We start from the raw sequence: 17429 nt of genomic DNA, 5'->3' as shown, positions 1-17429 counted from the left end.
TCAAATGAAAAACACCTCCGTTGAATTTGCATACTTAGTATGCGAATTCAGGAGGTGTTTTTTTCATGTACCACTATTCGGGTTCACTTCAAAAGAGAGGTTTTTCTTATAGAAATCTTGCTGTCGTTTCATCATAACGTATTGGATGGTGTATTACGTCTTGTTTTAGTAGTTGTGTTCGTAATGGTTCGTGCATGATGGAGAAATATACAGAATTCGCTTTTCGCTCTATATCTAAAGTGGGATGGTTAAAAGTTTTTGTATGTGTAAGGATTGGAAGTTCTATTTTTTTCTTATTTTTTGAAAGGTAAGTTTGTCCTTTTTGTGACATGCCGAGTAGACGAATATACGGTGCATGCTGCTTTATATTTGCTTCATGTATTTCTTCTTTTGTGGTGTTTGTTAAAATGTGCGTGCAAGCTCTTTGCAATCTAGTCCATGTATACCGTTTAGTTTTTAATGCTTCCATGAATGAATAGAAGGAGGAACTGTTTTGTATTTTTGATAAAATACGATGTTCTAAACCTTCTTCTATTTCATATATATGGCGTAAATCCTTAGGAGACATCGTCATGAGTTTGTATTTGAAAAATGAAAAATATTGTTCCCAATTATGTAATATCCCGTACTGTTGTTTGTAATTTGCTAAAATCGAAGCGGTTGCTTTCGGGATAAAAGGTTCAATTGCTGTAAATGCTCCCTCTTCGCTAAAGAGTTGCTTACGAATGCTTGTCGCGCTTGCAATATGTTGGTCGTTAAATGTTTCGTCATGATAATGAGAAGCAAATCTTTTTAGAGTTTGTGCTTGCATAGAACTATTTTGTGAGAGAATGGCCTTTATGTATTGGAAGCCTAAAATGTTATTCGGCTGTGACATATCTATGTTTTTTTGTGGTGGTAAAATGTGTAAAAAAGCTTCAGATGTAGCTTTTGCATAACTATTACCAGCATCCATAAATTGTTTTACAAGACGGTTAAAAGTCTCTTCTTCGTTTTTTTGTACAGAGATGGTATTATAAAAATTTTCGATTTGTCCATCTTCACTACCGAAACAAATTTCAGAAACGTGTAGGGCGTTTAAAATGGAAATAGCGCCATTTGCAAATGTTTCAGCCTTTTGTGTGGCGAAGGCATATGGGAGCTCTACAACGAGGTCTACGCCGTTTTCTAAGGCCATTTTGGTACGATACCATTTGGATAGGAGTGCCGGCTCACCACGCTGTAAAAAAGGGCCACTCATAACGGCAATTGTAATATCAGAGTGTGTTAACTTTTTTGTTTGTTGCACATGATAATCATGACCGTTATGAAAAGGGTTATATTCAACAACAATACCACTAGCTTTTATGGTAATCTCTCCTTTCGATGTAGCATCTTTTTGAAAAACGTGATACTCTATATATTATTTACTATGATGACTTCATTATAGTGTAAAGAAAAAACATTGACAAATATAAAATGGCTAGCTATAATTTTGTTTGTTGCCTTGAGGTGATATGATATGAAATGGTCCATCCATCAATTGAATAAATTGAGAAATAAAGGATTGACATTGGATGAGATGGTAGATGTAAGTGAGCTAAAAGAGGTCGAAAAAGATATTCGTGAAATTGATCCTGTTCATGTAACAGGAAGAGTTGATTTTGGCTCCGGTAAGTTTACGTTTCATCTACATATAACTGGAAGCATGGTTTTACCATGTTCTCGCTCTTTAGTAGATGTGACATTACCATTTGACATTAAAACAACTGAGGTGTTCCAAACTTCAGAAGAAGAATTTGAAACAGAAGCTGAAATTCATTCTTTAGAAGGAGAAGTACTTGACTTACTGCCCGTAATCAAGGAAAATATACTTTTGGAGATTCCAATGCAAATTTTCAGTGATGATGTTTCTGGTGGAGCACCGATGCAAGGTCAAGACTGGCAAGTGATTTCGGAAGAAAACAAAGAAAAGACTGTTGATCCAAGATTAGCAGGACTTGCAAAGTTTTTTGACAAATAATCGGAAGACTGGTTTAGGCCTTCATATGAAAATAACTATTTCTTTTAAGGAGGTGGGAAGAATGGCTGTACCTTTTAGAAGAACTTCTAAAACAGTAAAAAGAAAGCGTCGTACGCATTTCAAATTATCAGTACCTGGTATGGTAGAGTGCCCAAGCTGTGGTGAAGCGAAATTAGCTCACCGTGTATGTAAAGCATGCGGTACTTACAAAGGTAAAGAAGTAATCAGCAAGTAATTGCAAAAAATAAACGCAGAAGATATCTTCTGCGTTTATTTTTTTTGTCTTATTCTTTAGTTGTAGTATTCTATCTTTTCTAGTAACTGCATATGCTTAATAAAAAATGCATAGGGAGGACTAGAGAGATGGCGACAACAAGACAAGATGCTTGGACTGATGATGAAGATTTGCTTCTGGCAGAAGTAGTACTCCGGCATATTCGAGAAGGTGGAACGCAACTTTCTGCCTTTAAAGAAGTGGGAAGACATTTGTCTCGTACACCAGCAGCATGTGGATTTAGGTGGAATTCGTATGTAAGAAAGCAATACAAAGAGCGTATCGAAGAAGCAAAACAACTTCGTAAAGTGGAAAATTATGAAGTGAAAGAGACGAAGGTATTAGAGCCTACGTCAATTACATTGAATGATGTTATTGATTTCTTGCAAAATTATAAAGATGAAAACTCCTTGATGGTATTGCAACAACAAATTGAATCGCTACAAACAGAGAGAGAACGTCTTTTGGAGCGATTATCAGTATATGAGGAAGAATATAGAACATTACTTGATTATATTGATCAAAAAAGAAGTGTAATGGTAGCGGAAAGAAATAGTGCTCGTTCGAATGGGGAATTAGAGAAGGTAAAGAAATAAAAAAAACAGCTGCTATGTAGCTGTTTTTTTTATTTCTTAAGCAGATTCTTCATTTGTAACCGCATTCAAATTTGTTTCTGGGTGCCAAACATAAAAATCACCATCAGTTACTGATACAGGGTTGAAATTTAACTTATCCCAAAAACCAGCTGAATGGATACGCGCTATCGTTTTAATTGGGAATTTTAGTTGTTTAGCATAATTTACAAGCATTTGTCCATAGCCTTGTTTTTGAAAATTCGGTAATACTTCAAGTTTATAGAGTTCTAGGTAAGTACCTGTAATTTCGAATGGTTCTCCACCGTTTCTTTTCATATACAGGCTCATACGTGCGATTAGTGATCCGCCATAATAGATACCATAAAATGGAGATTCACTATCATTTTCAATAATGTTTGCTTGTAATTCTTCTAGCATGGATAGTTCTTGAGCTCCGCAACCTTTAAATTTTTTAAATTCATCTAATGTTTTATAATTGATGAGCAAACGCTCAACTTTTGGAAATCCCATTACGTCACATCCCTTTCTTATCTTGTTGAATGCAGAAAAGTGTAAATATTTATAATAATATTATAACTCATTTTTTTATTTTTATGAAGAAAATAGTATATTTCTTTTATTATTTTTTTGAGGATTTGCTAAACTAAGAATAGAAGCCTATTAATAGGTAGTATATACATAGTGAAAGAAGAGGTTGCATTTGTTTGTTGGGATACAGTGAAATCAATAGATGCATTAGTGTAATTTAGAAAGATATAAAGGAGGGAGGGCAAGAGAACTTATATAACTTTTTAATATGAGTTCCTTGTGTGAAGATGAAAATTGGAATTGTGGGGCCAGGAGCTATTGGTCTATTGTATACATTTTATTTACAAAAAAGTAATCAAGATGTTACGTTGTTTACAAGAACGGCTAAACAGTCTGAGGAATTGACTGTAACGGGTGTAACCTGTGTTATGAATGGGGAACGTGAAACGGTATTTCCATCTGTTTTACCAATAGAAAGTATGCCGAATCAGAAGTTAGATTATATATTTATTGCCGTGAAGCAATATCATATAACTGACATACTACCTTTTGTGCAGAGAGAATCATCATTAATCTTTTTACAAAACGGGATGTCACATCTTCATGCTATGCAGAAAATAGAGAATGAAAATATAGCTGTTGGGATTGTAGAACATGGTGCAAAAAAGGAAGGTATACATACAGTTCAGCATACTGGTATAGGTGTTACGAAGTTTGGAGTAGTGCGTGGTCCATCTATGCATTTTCAAAAAATATTTAAGTGCTTTTCTTTTCCTTATTTTCCGATTCAACTCGAATCTGATTGGAAGGACGTTATGCACAAAAAATTAGTAGTTAATGTATGTATCAATCCGTTGACAGCGTTATTACGAGTTCAGAACGGAGAGTTGATTTCTAATCCGTTTTTTTATCAAATGATGGAGCAAGTATTTCAGGAAGTCGTTTTTCTTGTTAAAGAAGAAAAAGAAATTGTATGGCAAATGGTACAACGTGTATGTGAAAGGACGTCTCGTAATACATCATCTATGTTGGCGGATGTAAGAGCAAATAGACAAACGGAAATCAATGCGATTATTGGATATGTATTAGAAGAAGCTAAGAAACAGCAACGACCAGTTCCGACGCTTCAATTTTTGTTTGAGGCAATAAAAGGATTAGAAGGAAAAGTATAAGTGTTTTTCTTTGCTTTTACGTGAAACATTGACTACAATGTGGGTTGGTGAGAGAACAGGATACGAAAGGAAGAATTATATGGAGATAAAAGAAATCTCTGTTCCGCAACAAGGTGTTGTAGCGGACTATATGAACGGTAAAAAAGAGATACAGTCGTGTTTTGATTACATGTTAACAGAAGATGCTTTTAAACAGCGTTTACATGATTTGCGTGAGAGGGAGTTTTTCCGTCAAGATTTAGTAGCGCATTTATTAGAATATAATACAAAATTACAAGCGGGAGAAGCTACAATTCAAAATGTAAAAGCGCTTGGAGATGAAAATACATATGTTGTTATAGCTGGACAACAAGCTGGGCTATTAACTGGGCCGCTTTATACAATTCATAAAATCATTTCAATTTTACAGCTTGCGAAGGAAAAGGAAGAAAGTTTAGGTGTTAGAGTTGTTCCTGTTTTCTGGATTGCTGGTGAAGACCATGATATGGATGAAATTAATCATACTTTTGTAACGAAAAATAAAAAAATAAAAAAGACTATTTTTCATGATCGTAATCCGAAAAAGGCGAGTGCATCAGAGTCTGAGCTTTCTGTAGAAGACTGTAGAAAGTGGATTGAAGAAATTTTTAAAACATATCCAGAAACGAATTTTACAAAGGACGTATTACAATTTATTGATGATTCTTTGAAAAAATCGAATACGTATGTAGATTTCTTTGGTTACCTTATTACTAAAATGTTCGCTAACTCTGGTTTAATTCTTGTCGATTCGCATCATCCTGAATTGAGAAAATTAGAAGTACCGTTCTTTAAACAAATTATTGGCAAGTATAAAGAAGTGCAAGAGGGGCTTCATAATCAACAGGAAATAATTAAAGAATTAGGATATAAACCGATTATTGAAACAAAGTTTAATGCGGTGCATATATTTATGGAAATTGATAATGAGCGAATACTGCTTGAAGATAATCAAGGGAAGTTTGTTGGGAAAGATGGAGCGTATTCCTTTTCGTATGAAGAATTGATCAACGAGATAGAAAGAAATCCAGCACGTTTTAGTAATAATGTTGTAACACGCCCGCTTATGCAAGAGTATGTATTTCCTACACTTGCGTTTATTGGAGGTCCGGGGGAATTAGCTTACTGGAGTGAATTGCAACAAGTATTTCATACTGTCGGTTTCCGTATGCCGCCGGTCGTTCCGCGTATTACGATTACTTATGTAGAGAGGGATATAGCGACAGATGTATCCGATTTACAATTGCAAGAGAGTGATCCATTTTTAAATAATGTAGATAACTTGCGTGAAAACTGGCTATCTAATCAAATAGAGGAACCGATAGATGATCGATTTGTAGAGGCGAAAAAGGAAATAAGTGATATTCATACATCGTTACAGCAGTTTGTGAAGAAAATAGAACCAGGATTAAGTACATTCGCAGAGAAAAATGAATTGAAAATTAATGAACAAATTGAACTATTGGAAAGAATGTTGAAAAAAAATGTTGAGAAAAAACATGAGGTTCAGCTAAATAAATTTCGTCGTATACAATTTGCGCTTCGTCCATTAGGGGCGCCGCAAGAGCGTGTATGGAATGTGTGTTATTATTTAAATCAGTTCGGTTTGGATTTTGTTGATCGAGTAATGGAAAACTCATTTTCTTGGGATGGAAAACATCATGTTATAAAACTATAGAATCTTGCTCTTTGGAGCAGGATTTTATTTTTATCCCGTTGAATTTACTGTGAAGTGTAATTTTTCTGAATTATCAATTTAGAACCATTCAAGATTGTATTTAGGCAGGATACTTAAATATATGACAAAATAGCACAAAATGTAAACGTATTATTATCTTTTTCGACAGTTTTTTATTTAATTTCCCGCAAAAGATGATAAAATTTAGTATATAATAAAAGAAAATAGCGATTTGTATAGTATGCTGCCTTTGTAGGCAAGTTAAATGAGTCGTTCTTTAGTAGTATTTCGTTCTCTAATCGTGAAATATACGTGTAGAGGAAGGGATGCATTCAACATAATTAATTGGAAAAAGAGTAGGTGCAACAATGTTTAAACACGTAACAGTGCTTTTGAAAGAAACAGTAGACGGCTTAGATATAAAGCCAGATGGTACATATGTAGATTGTACACTGGGGGGAGGAGGACATAGTTCTTATCTATTATCCCAATTAACTGATGGTGGAAAATTGATAGCGTTTGATCAAGATGAGATAGCAATTCAAAATGCGAAAGAAAATTTTTCTTCATACGGTGAGCAGTTTGTAACAGTAAAGAGCAATTTCCGTTATTTATCTGAAAAGCTTCAGGAATTAGGTATAACAGAAGTAGATGGCATTTTATTCGATTTAGGTGTTTCATCTCCACAATTAGATACACCAGAGCGTGGCTTTAGTTATCATCATGATGCACCGTTAGATATGCGGATGGATCAAGATGCCCCATTAACAGCATATGATGTTGTAAATAGCTGGTCATATGAACAACTCGTAAGAATTTTCTTCCAGTATGGCGAAGAGAAATTTTCAAAGCAAATAGCAAGGAAAATTGAAGCGTATCGTGAGAATAAAGCAATTGAAACGACAGGGGAATTAGTAGAACTAATTAAAGAAGGTATTCCGGCTCCTGCTCGTAGAACTGGTGGACATCCTGCGAAGCGAGTGTTCCAGGCGATTCGTATTGCTGTAAATGATGAATTGAAAGTATTTGAAGAAGCGTTGGAATCTGCAATTGAGATGGTCAAGCCTGGTGGAAGAGTTAGTGTTATAACATTCCATTCTTTAGAAGACCGTATTTGTAAAACGACGTTTAAGCGAAATAGTACAACGCCACAATTGCCGCCAGGATTACCGATTATTCCTGAGGAATTTAAGCCGAAATTAAAGCTTATTACAAGAAAACCGATTTTACCTTCTGATGTGGAATTAGAAGAAAATAATCGAGCACGTTCTGCGAAGTTGAGAATCGCAGAAAAACGATAAAAAGGGGAGAGAGGTATGACTAACTTAGCTGTAAAGTACAAACAACAAGCGCAAGAAGAGGTACAGATTCAAACACCCCCACAGCAGATGATTAAACCAAAGGCTAAAGCGAAGATTACAAGAATCGAAAAACTGTTATATGTAGCGTTTATTGGCTTTTTATTGTATGCCTGTGTAGCGTTTATTGGAAATAAAGCAGGCCTTTATCAAGTTAATGTAGAAGCAGCGACAATAGAAGAAAAAATTGTGAAGCAGCAAAAAGAAAATCAAGAGTTACAGGCTGAAGTAGAGAAGTTAAGTCGTTATGAACGAATCGCTGAAGTTGCAAAAAAACACGGGCTAGAAATTAATGCGAATAATGTGAAAGGCCTCAAGTAAGGCAATAGGTGTGAAGGAAAGATGAAGAGAGATATGACTAAATTTCATACCAATAAGGGAGCAGGTTATTTTATGATATTATTCCTCCTGCTCTTTTTGCTGTTATTAGCCCGATTTTTTTACATACAAGCAACAGGAACAGTGCATAATCATGATTTGGATGCACTTGCTAAGCAAAAACATAGTAAAACAGGTGTTCTCGAAGCGAATCGAGGAACGATTTATGATCAAAACGGCCATGTGTTAGCACAAGATGCAAACTCATATAAACTTGTAGCGGAATTAAAAGGTGCTAATCCTGTTAAGGATAAAGAGGATACTGCGAAGAAAATCGCGGGAGTACTCGGAAAAGACGAAGATAAGATTTTAGCTACGTTAAATAAAGAAGGTAAAAGTCAAGTGGAATTTGGAAATTTAGGTAAGGGCTTGACGAAAGAACAGAAAGAACAAATAGAAGCATTGAAATTGCCAGGAATATCTTTTATTACAGAAAATGCAAGAGTGTATCCAAACGGTGATTTCGCATCTTATGTCGTAGGTCATGCGAGACCGGATGACGACGGAATTGCTATAGGGCAATTTGGTTTAGAAAAGAGTTTGGATAAGTATTTAGGTGCTGCTAATGGAGAAGTAGCTTATACAGGCGATCGTAAAGGTGTATCTCTTGACGGTGGAAAAGTGAATGTAAAGGCACCTAAAAATGGAGATAATGTATATTTAACGCTTGACCAACGTATTCAAAGTTATTTAGAAGACGCAATGAAAGAAGCGAGTAAACATTATGAACCAGAAAGCTTAATAGGAATTGTCGCGGATCCAAAAACAGGGAAAATATTAGGGATGTCTAGTAAACCTAGTTATGATCCGAACCAAGAGAATAATAAATATTTTTATAATGATGCAATTGCGAATGCATTTGAACCTGGATCAACAATGAAAATTTTCACGTTAGCGGCAGCAATTAATGAAGGTGTGTATCAAGGGCAAGATTATTATCAGTCTGGTACATATCAAGTCGGTAACCAGAAAATAAAAGATCATAACGGCGGTGCTGGCTGGGGCTCTATCACGTTTGATGAAGGTGTAGAGCGCTCTTCAAACGTAGCATTTGCAATTTTAGGTGATCAAAAACTTGGTCCAGAACGTTTTCGTAAATATATTCACGCTTTTGGACTAGACGAGAAAACGAATATTGATTTACCTGGTGAAGGTTCAAATACAATTTTATTTGATCAGCAAATACAGCAAGTAACAACAGCTTTTGGACAAGGTTCTACTGTAACGCCAATTCAACTTGTACAAGCTGCAACAGCTATTGCAAATGACGGAAAAATGATGAAACCTTATACAATTGATAAAATTGTAGATCCAATAACAGGGAAAGTAAAATTAGAACATAAACCAGAAGAAGTAGGAAAGCCTGTTACAAAAGAAACAGCAGCGCAAGTAAGACAGTTATTAGAACGCGTTGTTACATCTCCTAAAGGAACAGGAACTGCTTATAAAGTCGATGGATATTCAGTTGGTGGTAAAACAGGGACAGCGCAAATTCCGGATGGGAAAGGTGGCTATATGACAGGAAGAGAGAATTATATATTCTCATTCTTAGGTATGGCACCGGTAGATGATCCGCAACTTGTTGTATATGTAGCTGTTAAACAGCCGAAGTTAAAAGATGATGAGAATGGAGCGCAGCCTTTAGCTGATATCTTTAAAGATGTAACAAAAAATAGTTTAGAGTATTTAAAGATTAAGCCAAATGAAGTGAAAGATCCGAAAAAATATTTGAAAGAACAACAAACTACTGTTCCAGATGTAACTGGTAAAACGATGGCTGAAGCTGGGAAAGCAATTGATAAAGCAAAACTCCGTCCAATCGTATTAGGTGAAGGGAAAGTACAACAACAAGTACCAAAAGCGACTGAACAAACATTGAAAGGTGATCGAGTCTTCTTAGTGGGAGATAAGCCTACAATGCCAAATATACAAGGTTGGGCACTGCGTGATGTTATGAATTTAGCAAAAACATTACAGCTTAACTTAAAACCTTCTGGTACCGGATACGTAACAGAGCAAAGTGTGGCAGAAGGAACGTTATTGCAACCTGGTACAGAGTTAGCTGTCACGCTCGTACCGCCCCTTGAACCACAACAAGAAGCTGAAAAACCGTAATGGTAAAAGAGAAGAAGTTCTAATTAAATAAGTACAAGCATATATTGGAACAAGCTAGGCGTAAGGGAGGCTTGTTCCAATATGCGTGTATCAAATGTAACGGTTAGAAAAAGACTTATTTTTATACTCATATCAGGTATACTTATTTTCACTATCATCGATATTCGTCTTGGATATGTGCAGTTTTTTCTTGGGAATATGTTAACGGATCGTGCGAAGGATTCGTGGAGTCGTAATATTACTTTTGAACCTGAACGTGGGAAGATTTTAGACCGAAACGGTGTGGAACTTGCCACGAATAAAAGTGCCCCAACTGTCTTTGTTGTACCGAGGCAAATTGAAAAACCAGCAGAGACTGCAGAGAAATTAGCTGCAGTATTAGGTGTGGAAAAAGATGAGATTTATAAGAGGGTTACAAAAAAAGAATCGATTGTAAGGTTAGATAAAGGCGGAAGAAAAATATCACATGACAAAGCGAAAGAGGTAAGAGGATTAAGTTTAAAGGGTGTGTATATTGCAGAGGATTCTATCCGGTACTATCCATTTGGGAACTTTTTATCACATGTATTAGGGTTTGCAGGTAGTGACAATCAAGGGTTAATGGGACTAGAAAAATATTATGATAAAGAGCTAAATGGTGATAAAGGCCATGTGCGTTTTTTTGCAGATGCGAAAGGGCAGAGAATGCCTAATATAGGTGATGATTTCAAAAAGCCAGAAGCTGGTTTGAATTTGGGACTAACAATTGATGCACGCATTACGAGAATTATGGAAAGAGAAATGAATATTGCGGAGTCAACGTATAATCCAGATGGCATGATCGCAATTGCAATGAATCCAAAAAATGGTGAAATTTTAGGCATGTCAAGCCGACCGAGTTTTGATCCGGCAGATTTTCAAAGTGTTTCTCCAGAAGTGTATAACAGAAACTTACCTGTATGGAGTACGTATGAGCCTGGTTCAACATTTAAGATCATAACATTAGCGGCCGCTTTGAATGAAAATTTAGTAGACCTAGAGAAAGATACGTTTTATGATGATGGAGCAGCTGAAGTTGGTGGGGCTAGATTAAAATGTTGGAAAGCAGGAGGTCACGGTAGCCAAACGTTTTTAGAAGTAGTTCAAAATTCGTGTAACCCAGGATTTATTGAACTGGGTGATCGTCTTGGCAAAGACCGATTGTTTAAATATATTCGAAATTTTGGATTTGGACAGAAAACAGGCATTGATTTGCAAGGTGAAGGTAGCGGGATTTTATTTAATTTAGATAAAGTCGGTCCAGTCGAGCAAGCAACGACTTCATTCGGTCAAGGTGTTTCTGTTACACCAATACAACAAGTAGCGGCAGTAGCAGCAGCTGTAAATGGCGGAACGTTGTATCAACCGTATATAGCTAAGGAATTTATTGATCCGACAAATAATCAAGTTGTCAGTAAAAAGACACCTGTCGAGAAAAGAAAAGTTATTTCCAAGGAAACTTCAGAAAAAGTTCGTTATGCATTAGAGAATGTTGTAGCGAAAGGGTCTGGTAAAGGTGCATATATTGATGGATATCGCGTAGGTGGAAAAACAGGAACCGCTCAAAAGGTAAAGGATGGAAAATATTTAGAAAATAACTATATTGTATCCTTTATCGGTTTTGCTCCAGCGGATGATCCTGAAATTGTTGTCTATGTTGCTGTTGATAACCCAAAAGGAGTCACGCAATTTGGTGGAGTAGTAGCGGCTCCGATTGTTGGGAATATTCTTCGGGATGCACTTCCTGTTATGGGAGTGAAACCGAGAAAAGAACAAGTTGAGAAAGAATATAAATGGGGCGATACACCGACTGTGGAAGTCCCAAATTTAATTGGTATGAAAAAGAAAGACTTACAGACGCAACTTGTCGATTTGAAGCTTGATATAAGTGGTGATGGGGAGAAAGTAATCAAACAATCACCAGAAGCTGGAGCGAAAGTAAAAGAAGGCTCAAAAATTAGAATTTACTTCGGGAATTAAAGGTAACATAGTACGTTTTATGGTACAATTGGTGGAAGTGAGTTCTTTATAGAATCGTTACTTAATTTGAGACAGTAAGTGTCTCATTAATTAATAAGTCTATTTATTAGACGAAGTAGCACTTACCTCCTATTTTTATATAATTAGGAGGTAACGTGTTGCTTACTAAAAAAGAAATAAATAAACAATGTAGAGAGGGTTTAGTGAAATGAAGTTGCATACACTTGTATCATGTTTGCATGATTTTCCAGTTGTTCCAAAAGAAAATCCAGAAATCACATCTATAGAAGCTGATTCCCGTAAAGTGGTAGAGGGAAGCTTATTTGTATGTATGAAAGGATATACGGTTGATAGCCATGATTTTGCTAAGAAAGCAGCGGCACAAGGAGCGGCTGCTATTGTTGCGGAAAGACCAATTGATGTTGACGTTCCAGTTGTACTTGTGAAAAATACTTTTCGTTCGTTAGCGGTTTTAGCTGATTATTTTTATGGTCAACCAACACACAAGTTACATTTAATCGGAATTACAGGTACAAATGGAAAGACAACAACATCGCATATTATGGATGAAATTATGCGCGCACATGGTCATAAAACGGGGCTAATTGGAACGATTAATATGAAAATCGGTGATGAAACATTTGAGGTGAAGAATACAACACCAGATGCACTAACACTTCAACAGACGTTTTCAAAAATGGTTGAACAAGGTGTGGATAGTACAGTAATGGAAGTTTCGTCACATGCCTTAGATCTTGGTCGTGTACACGGATGTGATTACGATGTAGCGGTGTTTACAAATTTAACACAAGATCATCTAGACTATCATAAAACGATGGAAGAATATAAACATGCAAAAGGGTTGCTATTTGCACAGCTTGGCAATAGTTATAATCATAATCGTGAAAAGTACGCTGTATTGAATAACGACGATGCTGTAACAGAGGAGTACATGAGAAGTACTGCGGCAACTGTTGTAACATATGGTATTGATACAACAAGTGATATTATGGCAAAAGATATCGTTATGACGAGTGGCGGGACTACATTTACGCTTGTAACACCGTATGAAAGTGTAAATGTTACGATGAAATTGATTGGTAAATTTAATGTATATAACGTACTAGCAGCAACAGCAGCGGGACTTGTTTCTGGTGTGAGTTTAGAAACAATCATTGATGTTATAAAGAAACTAGCCGGGGTTCCTGGGCGTTTTGAAGTGGTTGATGGTGGACAAAGTTATACAGTTATTGTTGATTACGCTCATACACCAGATAGCTTAGAGAATGTATTAAAAACAGCAAAGCAGTTTGCGAAAGGTGATGTATATTGTATTGTTGGTTGCGGTGGTGATAGAGATCGAACGAAGAGACCAATAATGGCAAGTGTTGCAACAAAATATGCAACTCATGCAATTTATACATCAGATAATCCAAGAAGTGAAGATCCAGTGGCTATTTTAGATGATATGGTACATGGTGCAAATGGGAATAATTATGAAGTAATTATTGATAGAAAAGAAGCGATACACCATGCAATTGCCAAAGCGAAAGCTGAAGATATCATTATTATTGCTGGTAAGGGTCATGAAACATATCAAATTATTGGTAAAGAAGTTCATCATTTTGATGATCGTGAAGTCACTAAAGAAGCAATTACGGAGCGTTTAAACAACGAAGTGTAACAGCATGAGAGGAGGACTACATGTGCTTGAACAAGGTTTATTAGTAACGGCTGGGGTAGCATTCTTAATTTCTGTTGCCCTTTCGCCATTATTTATTCCATTTTTACGAAAGTTAAAGTTCGGACAGAGTATTCGTGACGAAGGACCGAAGTCACACCAAAAGAAATCAGGGACACCAACGATGGGTGGTATTGTCATATATGTATCTATGATGGTGACTACGCTTATTATGGCGATTAAATTTAACCATTTAGGTGCAGAAGTATCATTGTTATTATTAGTTACATTTGGATACGGATTGATCGGATTTTTAGATGACTACATAAAAGTAGTAAAGAAAAGAAATCTTGGTTTAACATCAAAACAAAAATTGATTGGTCAGCTTGTAATTGCTATTGCGTTCTTTTTAATTGGAAAAGGGCAAGCATTTCACACATATATCATGATTCCGGGGACGGATGTTAAATTTGAATTAGGCTGGGCATATTTTGTTCTTGTATTATTTATGCTTATTGGTGGATCAAATGCGGTTAACTTAACAGATGGTTTAGATGGTTTATTATCAGGAACAGCTGCTATTGCATTTGGAGCATTTAGTATAATCGCTGTAGCACAAGAGCAATTTGGAGTAGCGATATTCTGTATGGCAGTTGTAGGAGCTGTACTTGGATTTTTAGTATTCAATGCGAATCCGGCAAAAGTATTTATGGGAGATACAGGTTCCTTAGCTTTAGGCGGTGCAATCGCAGCTGTGGCAATTTTATTAAAACAAGAATTGCTACTTGTTGTTATTGGTGGTGTATTCGTAGCGGAAACTTTATCTGTTATTATTCAAGTTATTTCGTTTAAAACAACAGGAAAACGTGTCTTTAAAATGAGTCCATTACATCATCATTATGAATTATGTGGTTGGTCAGAGTGGCGCGTCGTTGTAACGTTTTGGTCTGTAGGATTTTTATTAGCTGTTTTAGGAATTTATATCGGGGTGTGGATGTAATTGAAAACTGTAACTGAATTTCAAAATAAAAATATTCTTGTATTAGGCATTGCAAAAAGTGGTTATGCAGCAGCTACCTTGTTACAAAAATTAGGTGCAAATGTTATTGTAAATGACGGAAAGCCTTTAGCAGAAAATGTGCTTGCTGCAGAATTGCAAGCAAAAGGAATGGACGTTGTATGTGGTGGTCATCCTTTAGAATTGTTAGAGAGAAATATTTCTCTTGTTGTAAAAAATCCAGGAATTCCGTATTCTAATCCAATATTAGTCGCTGCGAAAGAAAAGCAAATTCCAATTGTTACGGAAGTAGAATTGGCATATCGTATTTCAGAAGCGCCATTTGTTGGGATCACGGGGTCTAACGGTAAAACGACAACGACAATGCTTACATTTGAAATGTTAAAAGAAGGACAAAAGCATCCGGTTATTGCAGGAAACATAGGGACAGTAGCTTGTGAAGTGGCACAGGCTGCAAAAGAAAATGAAGTTGTAGTTACAGAACTTTCATCATTCCAACTGATGGGAGTAGAATCGTTCCAACCTAAAATTGCTGCGTTTTTAAACTTATTTGAGGCCCACTTAGATTATCATGGGACGAAGAAGGAATATGGTTTAGCAAAAGCAAATATTTTTAAAAACCAAACAGACAACGATTATAGTGTAATGAATGCAGATGATGCAGATGTGATGGCTTTATCTGCTTATAGTAAAGGTCAAAAAGTACTATTTTCGACAACGAAAGAAATTGAAGATGGTGCGTATATAAAAAATAATGCTCTTTATTTTAAAGGCGAAAAGGTTGTTGAAGTAAGCGATATCGTTTTACCTGGTCAGCATAATTTAGAAAATATTTTAGCTGCAATGAGTATTGCGAAATTATTAGGTGTTTCTAATGAAGCAATTACGGTTGTGTTAAAACGTTTTACAGGTGTAAAACATCGTTTAGAATATGTAACAACTATTAACAACCGTAAGTTTTATAATGACTCAAAAGCGACGAATATGTTAGCGACTGAGAAAGCTTTATCTGCGTTTACACAGCCGATTGTACTATTAGCAGGTGGGCTTGATCGTGGAAATGAGTTCGATGATTTAATTCCATATTTCAAAAATGTAAAAGCGATTGTAACATTTGGACAAACAGCACCAAAATTAGTAAGAGCGGCAGAAAAAGCGGGATTAGATATAATTGAAAGTGTCGATACTCTAGATGAAGCAGTAGTGAAAGCTTATGCTCATTCTACAGACGGCGATGTTATTCTTCTTTCTCCAGCATGTGCAAGCTGGGATCAATTTAAAACATTTGAAGAAAGAGGAGACATTTTTATACAAGCTGTGCATAAACTTATATAAAGTAAATCAAAACATCAGTAGGCTAACACCTACTGATGTTTTGTTACATAGGGCAAAAGTGTCTGTCCAAAGAGGTGGTGTTTATGGGTAATGAAGAAAACGCCTGATTTTATTCTCATCATCGTTACACTCTCGTTGTTGACAATCGGAATGATTATGGTTTATAGTGCGAGTGCGGTTTGGGCCTCTTATAAAATGGGGGATTCATTCTTTTTTGCAAAAAGACAATTACTGTTTGCAGGTCTTGGTGTAGTGGCTATGTTTTTTATTATGAAAATTGATTATTGGGTGTGGCGTACGTATTCAAAAGTAATTTTGCTAGTTTGCTTCATTCTTCTTATTCTCGTTCTTATTCCTGGAGTAGGTCTTGTTCGTGGGGGAGCGAGAAGTTGGATCGGAATCGGGGCATTTTCGATTCAACCGTCAGAGTTTATGAAGTTTGCGATGATTATTTTCTTGGCAAAATTTTTAGCGGAACGGCAAAAATTAATTACATCTTTTAAACGTGGTTTATTACCGGCTCTTAGTTTTGTGTTTCTTGCTTTTGGGATGATTATGTTACAGCCAGACCTTGGTACAGGAACGGTAATGGTTGGGACGTGTATCATTATGATATTTATTTCGGGAGCAAGGGTCTTTCACTTTGCAATGTTTGGTTTGGTTGGCGTAGCGGGGTTTGTAGGGTTAATTGCATCAGCACCGTATCGAATGAAACGCATTACATCCTATTTAGATCCGTGGTCGGATCCACTTGGAAGTGGATTTCAAATTATCCAATCATTACTCGCAATTGGGCCTGGTGGATTATTCGGGCTTGGACTTGGACAAAGTAGACAAAAGTTTCTTTATTTACCTGAACCACAAACAGACTTTATATTTGCAATCTTATCAGAGGAATTAGGTTTTATTGGTGGTTCATTTGTGTTATTATTATTTAGTCTATTATTATGGCGCGGGATTCGCATAGCATTAGGAGCGCCAGATTTATATGGTACGTTTTTAGCAGTAGGTATTGTGGCGATGATTGCGATTCAAGTAATGATTAATGTTGGTGTTGTAACAGGACTGATGCCTGTTACGGGTATTACTTTGCCGTTTTTAAGTTATGGTGGATCAAGTTTGACATTAATGTTAATGGCAGTAGGTGTATTATTAAATATAAGTCGCCATTCTCGCTACTAAACCCTGTTTATAAGACAGGGTTTTTCGTATGTGTGTGAAAATACAATATGTATATAGAAATAAATACGATTGAAATAAGAAAAGAGAAGCGGAGGA

Annotated in this window: 15 protein-coding genes; 13 read left to right on the top strand and 2 right to left on the bottom strand. The window is 36.1% G+C overall.

Features of this window, described 5'->3' with window-relative positions:
- Window positions 1-106: 106 nt before the first annotated feature.
- The gene (locus MR065_RS11920) at window positions 107-1348 is read right to left on the bottom strand and encodes a nucleotidyltransferase (protein ID WP_313895158.1); all 1242 of its coding nucleotides are present in this window, start codon (window positions 1346-1348) and stop codon (window positions 107-109) included.
- A 153-nt stretch (window positions 1349-1501) separates the two neighbouring features.
- Between MR065_RS11920 and MR065_RS11915 the strand changes: the two genes are divergently transcribed.
- The 3 genes from MR065_RS11915 to MR065_RS11905 all read left to right on the top strand — a co-directional run bounded on the left by MR065_RS11915 (window position 1502) and on the right by MR065_RS11905 (window position 2872).
- The gene (locus MR065_RS11915) at window positions 1502-2002 is read left to right on the top strand and encodes a YceD family protein (RefSeq protein ID WP_242213791.1); all 501 of its coding nucleotides are present in this window, start codon (window positions 1502-1504) and stop codon (window positions 2000-2002) included.
- A gap of 61 nt (window positions 2003-2063) precedes the next feature.
- Window positions 2064-2237 (top strand): 50S ribosomal protein L32, encoded by a 174-nt coding sequence (gene rpmF / locus MR065_RS11910; RefSeq protein WP_001984764.1) that lies wholly within the window; start codon window positions 2064-2066, stop codon window positions 2235-2237.
- A gap of 128 nt (window positions 2238-2365) precedes the next feature.
- Window positions 2366-2872, top strand: a complete 507-nt coding sequence (locus tag MR065_RS11905; RefSeq protein ID WP_097904438.1) for an RsfA family transcriptional regulator — start codon at window positions 2366-2368, stop codon at window positions 2870-2872.
- A gap of 36 nt (window positions 2873-2908) precedes the next feature.
- Here MR065_RS11905 and MR065_RS11900 read toward each other — a convergent pair whose 3' ends face one another.
- The gene (locus MR065_RS11900) at window positions 2909-3382 is read right to left on the bottom strand and encodes an N-acetyltransferase (protein ID WP_242213790.1); all 474 of its coding nucleotides are present in this window, start codon (window positions 3380-3382) and stop codon (window positions 2909-2911) included.
- A 299-nt stretch (window positions 3383-3681) separates the two neighbouring features.
- Here MR065_RS11900 and panE point away from each other — a divergent pair, with 299 nt between their 5' ends.
- The 10 genes from panE (at window position 3682) to spoVE (ending at window position 17333) form a co-directional block, all read left to right on the top strand.
- Complete coding sequence (gene panE, locus MR065_RS11895; protein WP_242213789.1) at window positions 3682-4572, top strand: 2-dehydropantoate 2-reductase; 891 nt, start codon at window positions 3682-3684, stop codon at window positions 4570-4572.
- A gap of 79 nt (window positions 4573-4651) precedes the next feature.
- Window positions 4652-6268 carry a bacillithiol biosynthesis cysteine-adding enzyme BshC gene (bshC, locus tag MR065_RS11890; RefSeq protein WP_242213788.1) on the top strand — a complete coding sequence of 539 codons (1617 nt, stop codon included), beginning with the start codon at window positions 4652-4654 and terminating at the stop codon, window positions 6266-6268.
- Between the two features lie 368 nt (window positions 6269-6636).
- Window positions 6637-7569, top strand: coding sequence for a 16S rRNA (cytosine(1402)-N(4))-methyltransferase RsmH (rsmH, locus tag MR065_RS11885; RefSeq protein WP_242213787.1), 933 nt, complete (start codon window positions 6637-6639; stop codon window positions 7567-7569).
- A gap of 15 nt (window positions 7570-7584) precedes the next feature.
- Window positions 7585-7947 (top strand): cell division protein FtsL, encoded by a 363-nt coding sequence (gene ftsL, locus MR065_RS11880; RefSeq protein WP_242213786.1) that lies wholly within the window; start codon window positions 7585-7587, stop codon window positions 7945-7947.
- Window positions 7948-7968: 21 nt separating this feature from the next.
- Window positions 7969-10119, top strand: coding sequence for a penicillin-binding protein (locus tag MR065_RS11875; RefSeq protein ID WP_472927161.1), 2151 nt, complete (start codon window positions 7969-7971; stop codon window positions 10117-10119).
- Between the two features lie 81 nt (window positions 10120-10200).
- On the top strand, window positions 10201-12117 hold the full coding sequence (locus MR065_RS11870; RefSeq protein ID WP_097904431.1) for a stage V sporulation protein D: 1917 nt from the start codon (window positions 10201-10203) through the stop codon (window positions 12115-12117).
- A 208-nt stretch (window positions 12118-12325) separates the two neighbouring features.
- Window positions 12326-13801 carry a UDP-N-acetylmuramoyl-L-alanyl-D-glutamate--2,6-diaminopimelate ligase gene (murE, locus tag MR065_RS11865; protein WP_097904430.1) on the top strand — a complete coding sequence of 492 codons (1476 nt, stop codon included), beginning with the start codon at window positions 12326-12328 and terminating at the stop codon, window positions 13799-13801.
- A 22-nt stretch (window positions 13802-13823) separates the two neighbouring features.
- Complete coding sequence (gene mraY, locus MR065_RS11860) at window positions 13824-14798, top strand: phospho-N-acetylmuramoyl-pentapeptide-transferase (RefSeq protein ID WP_097904429.1); 975 nt, start codon at window positions 13824-13826, stop codon at window positions 14796-14798.
- Complete coding sequence (murD, locus tag MR065_RS11855) at window positions 14799-16151, top strand: UDP-N-acetylmuramoyl-L-alanine--D-glutamate ligase (RefSeq protein ID WP_242213785.1); 1353 nt, start codon at window positions 14799-14801, stop codon at window positions 16149-16151.
- A 90-nt stretch (window positions 16152-16241) separates the two neighbouring features.
- On the top strand, window positions 16242-17333 hold the full coding sequence (spoVE, locus tag MR065_RS11850; protein ID WP_098267891.1) for a stage V sporulation protein E: 1092 nt from the start codon (window positions 16242-16244) through the stop codon (window positions 17331-17333).
- Window positions 17334-17429 lie beyond the last annotated feature (96 nt).

This window comes from Bacillus cereus group sp. BfR-BA-01383, assembly GCF_022663495.1.
Lineage (GTDB): Bacteria > Bacillota > Bacilli > Bacillales > Bacillaceae_G > Bacillus_A > Bacillus_A cereus_AU.
This window is presented reverse-complemented; position numbering and strand designations above follow the sequence as displayed.

What these genes read in the sequence shown, in the direction of transcription:
- MR065_RS11915 (WP_242213791.1), top strand. Translation starts at nt 1,502, where the DNA reads ATGAAATGGTCCATCCATCAATTGAATAAATTGAGAAATAAAGGATTG.
- rpmF (WP_001984764.1), top strand. Translation starts at nt 2,064, where the DNA reads ATGGCTGTACCTTTTAGAAGAACTTCTAAAACAGTAAAAAGAAAGCGT.
- MR065_RS11905 (WP_097904438.1), top strand. Translation starts at nt 2,366, where the DNA reads ATGGCGACAACAAGACAAGATGCTTGGACTGATGATGAAGATTTGCTT.
- MR065_RS11900 (WP_242213790.1), bottom strand. Translation starts at nt 3,382, where the DNA reads ATGGGATTTCCAAAAGTTGAGCGTTTGCTCATCAATTATAAAACATTA.
- bshC (WP_242213788.1), top strand. Translation starts at nt 4,652, where the DNA reads ATGGAGATAAAAGAAATCTCTGTTCCGCAACAAGGTGTTGTAGCGGAC.
- rsmH (WP_242213787.1), top strand. Translation starts at nt 6,637, where the DNA reads ATGTTTAAACACGTAACAGTGCTTTTGAAAGAAACAGTAGACGGCTTA.
- ftsL (WP_242213786.1), top strand. Translation starts at nt 7,585, where the DNA reads ATGACTAACTTAGCTGTAAAGTACAAACAACAAGCGCAAGAAGAGGTA.
- MR065_RS11875 (WP_472927161.1), top strand. Translation starts at nt 7,969, where the DNA reads ATGAAGAGAGATATGACTAAATTTCATACCAATAAGGGAGCAGGTTAT.
- MR065_RS11870 (WP_097904431.1), top strand. Translation starts at nt 10,201, where the DNA reads ATGCGTGTATCAAATGTAACGGTTAGAAAAAGACTTATTTTTATACTC.
- murE (WP_097904430.1), top strand. Translation starts at nt 12,326, where the DNA reads ATGAAGTTGCATACACTTGTATCATGTTTGCATGATTTTCCAGTTGTT.
- spoVE (WP_098267891.1), top strand. Translation starts at nt 16,242, where the DNA reads ATGAAGAAAACGCCTGATTTTATTCTCATCATCGTTACACTCTCGTTG.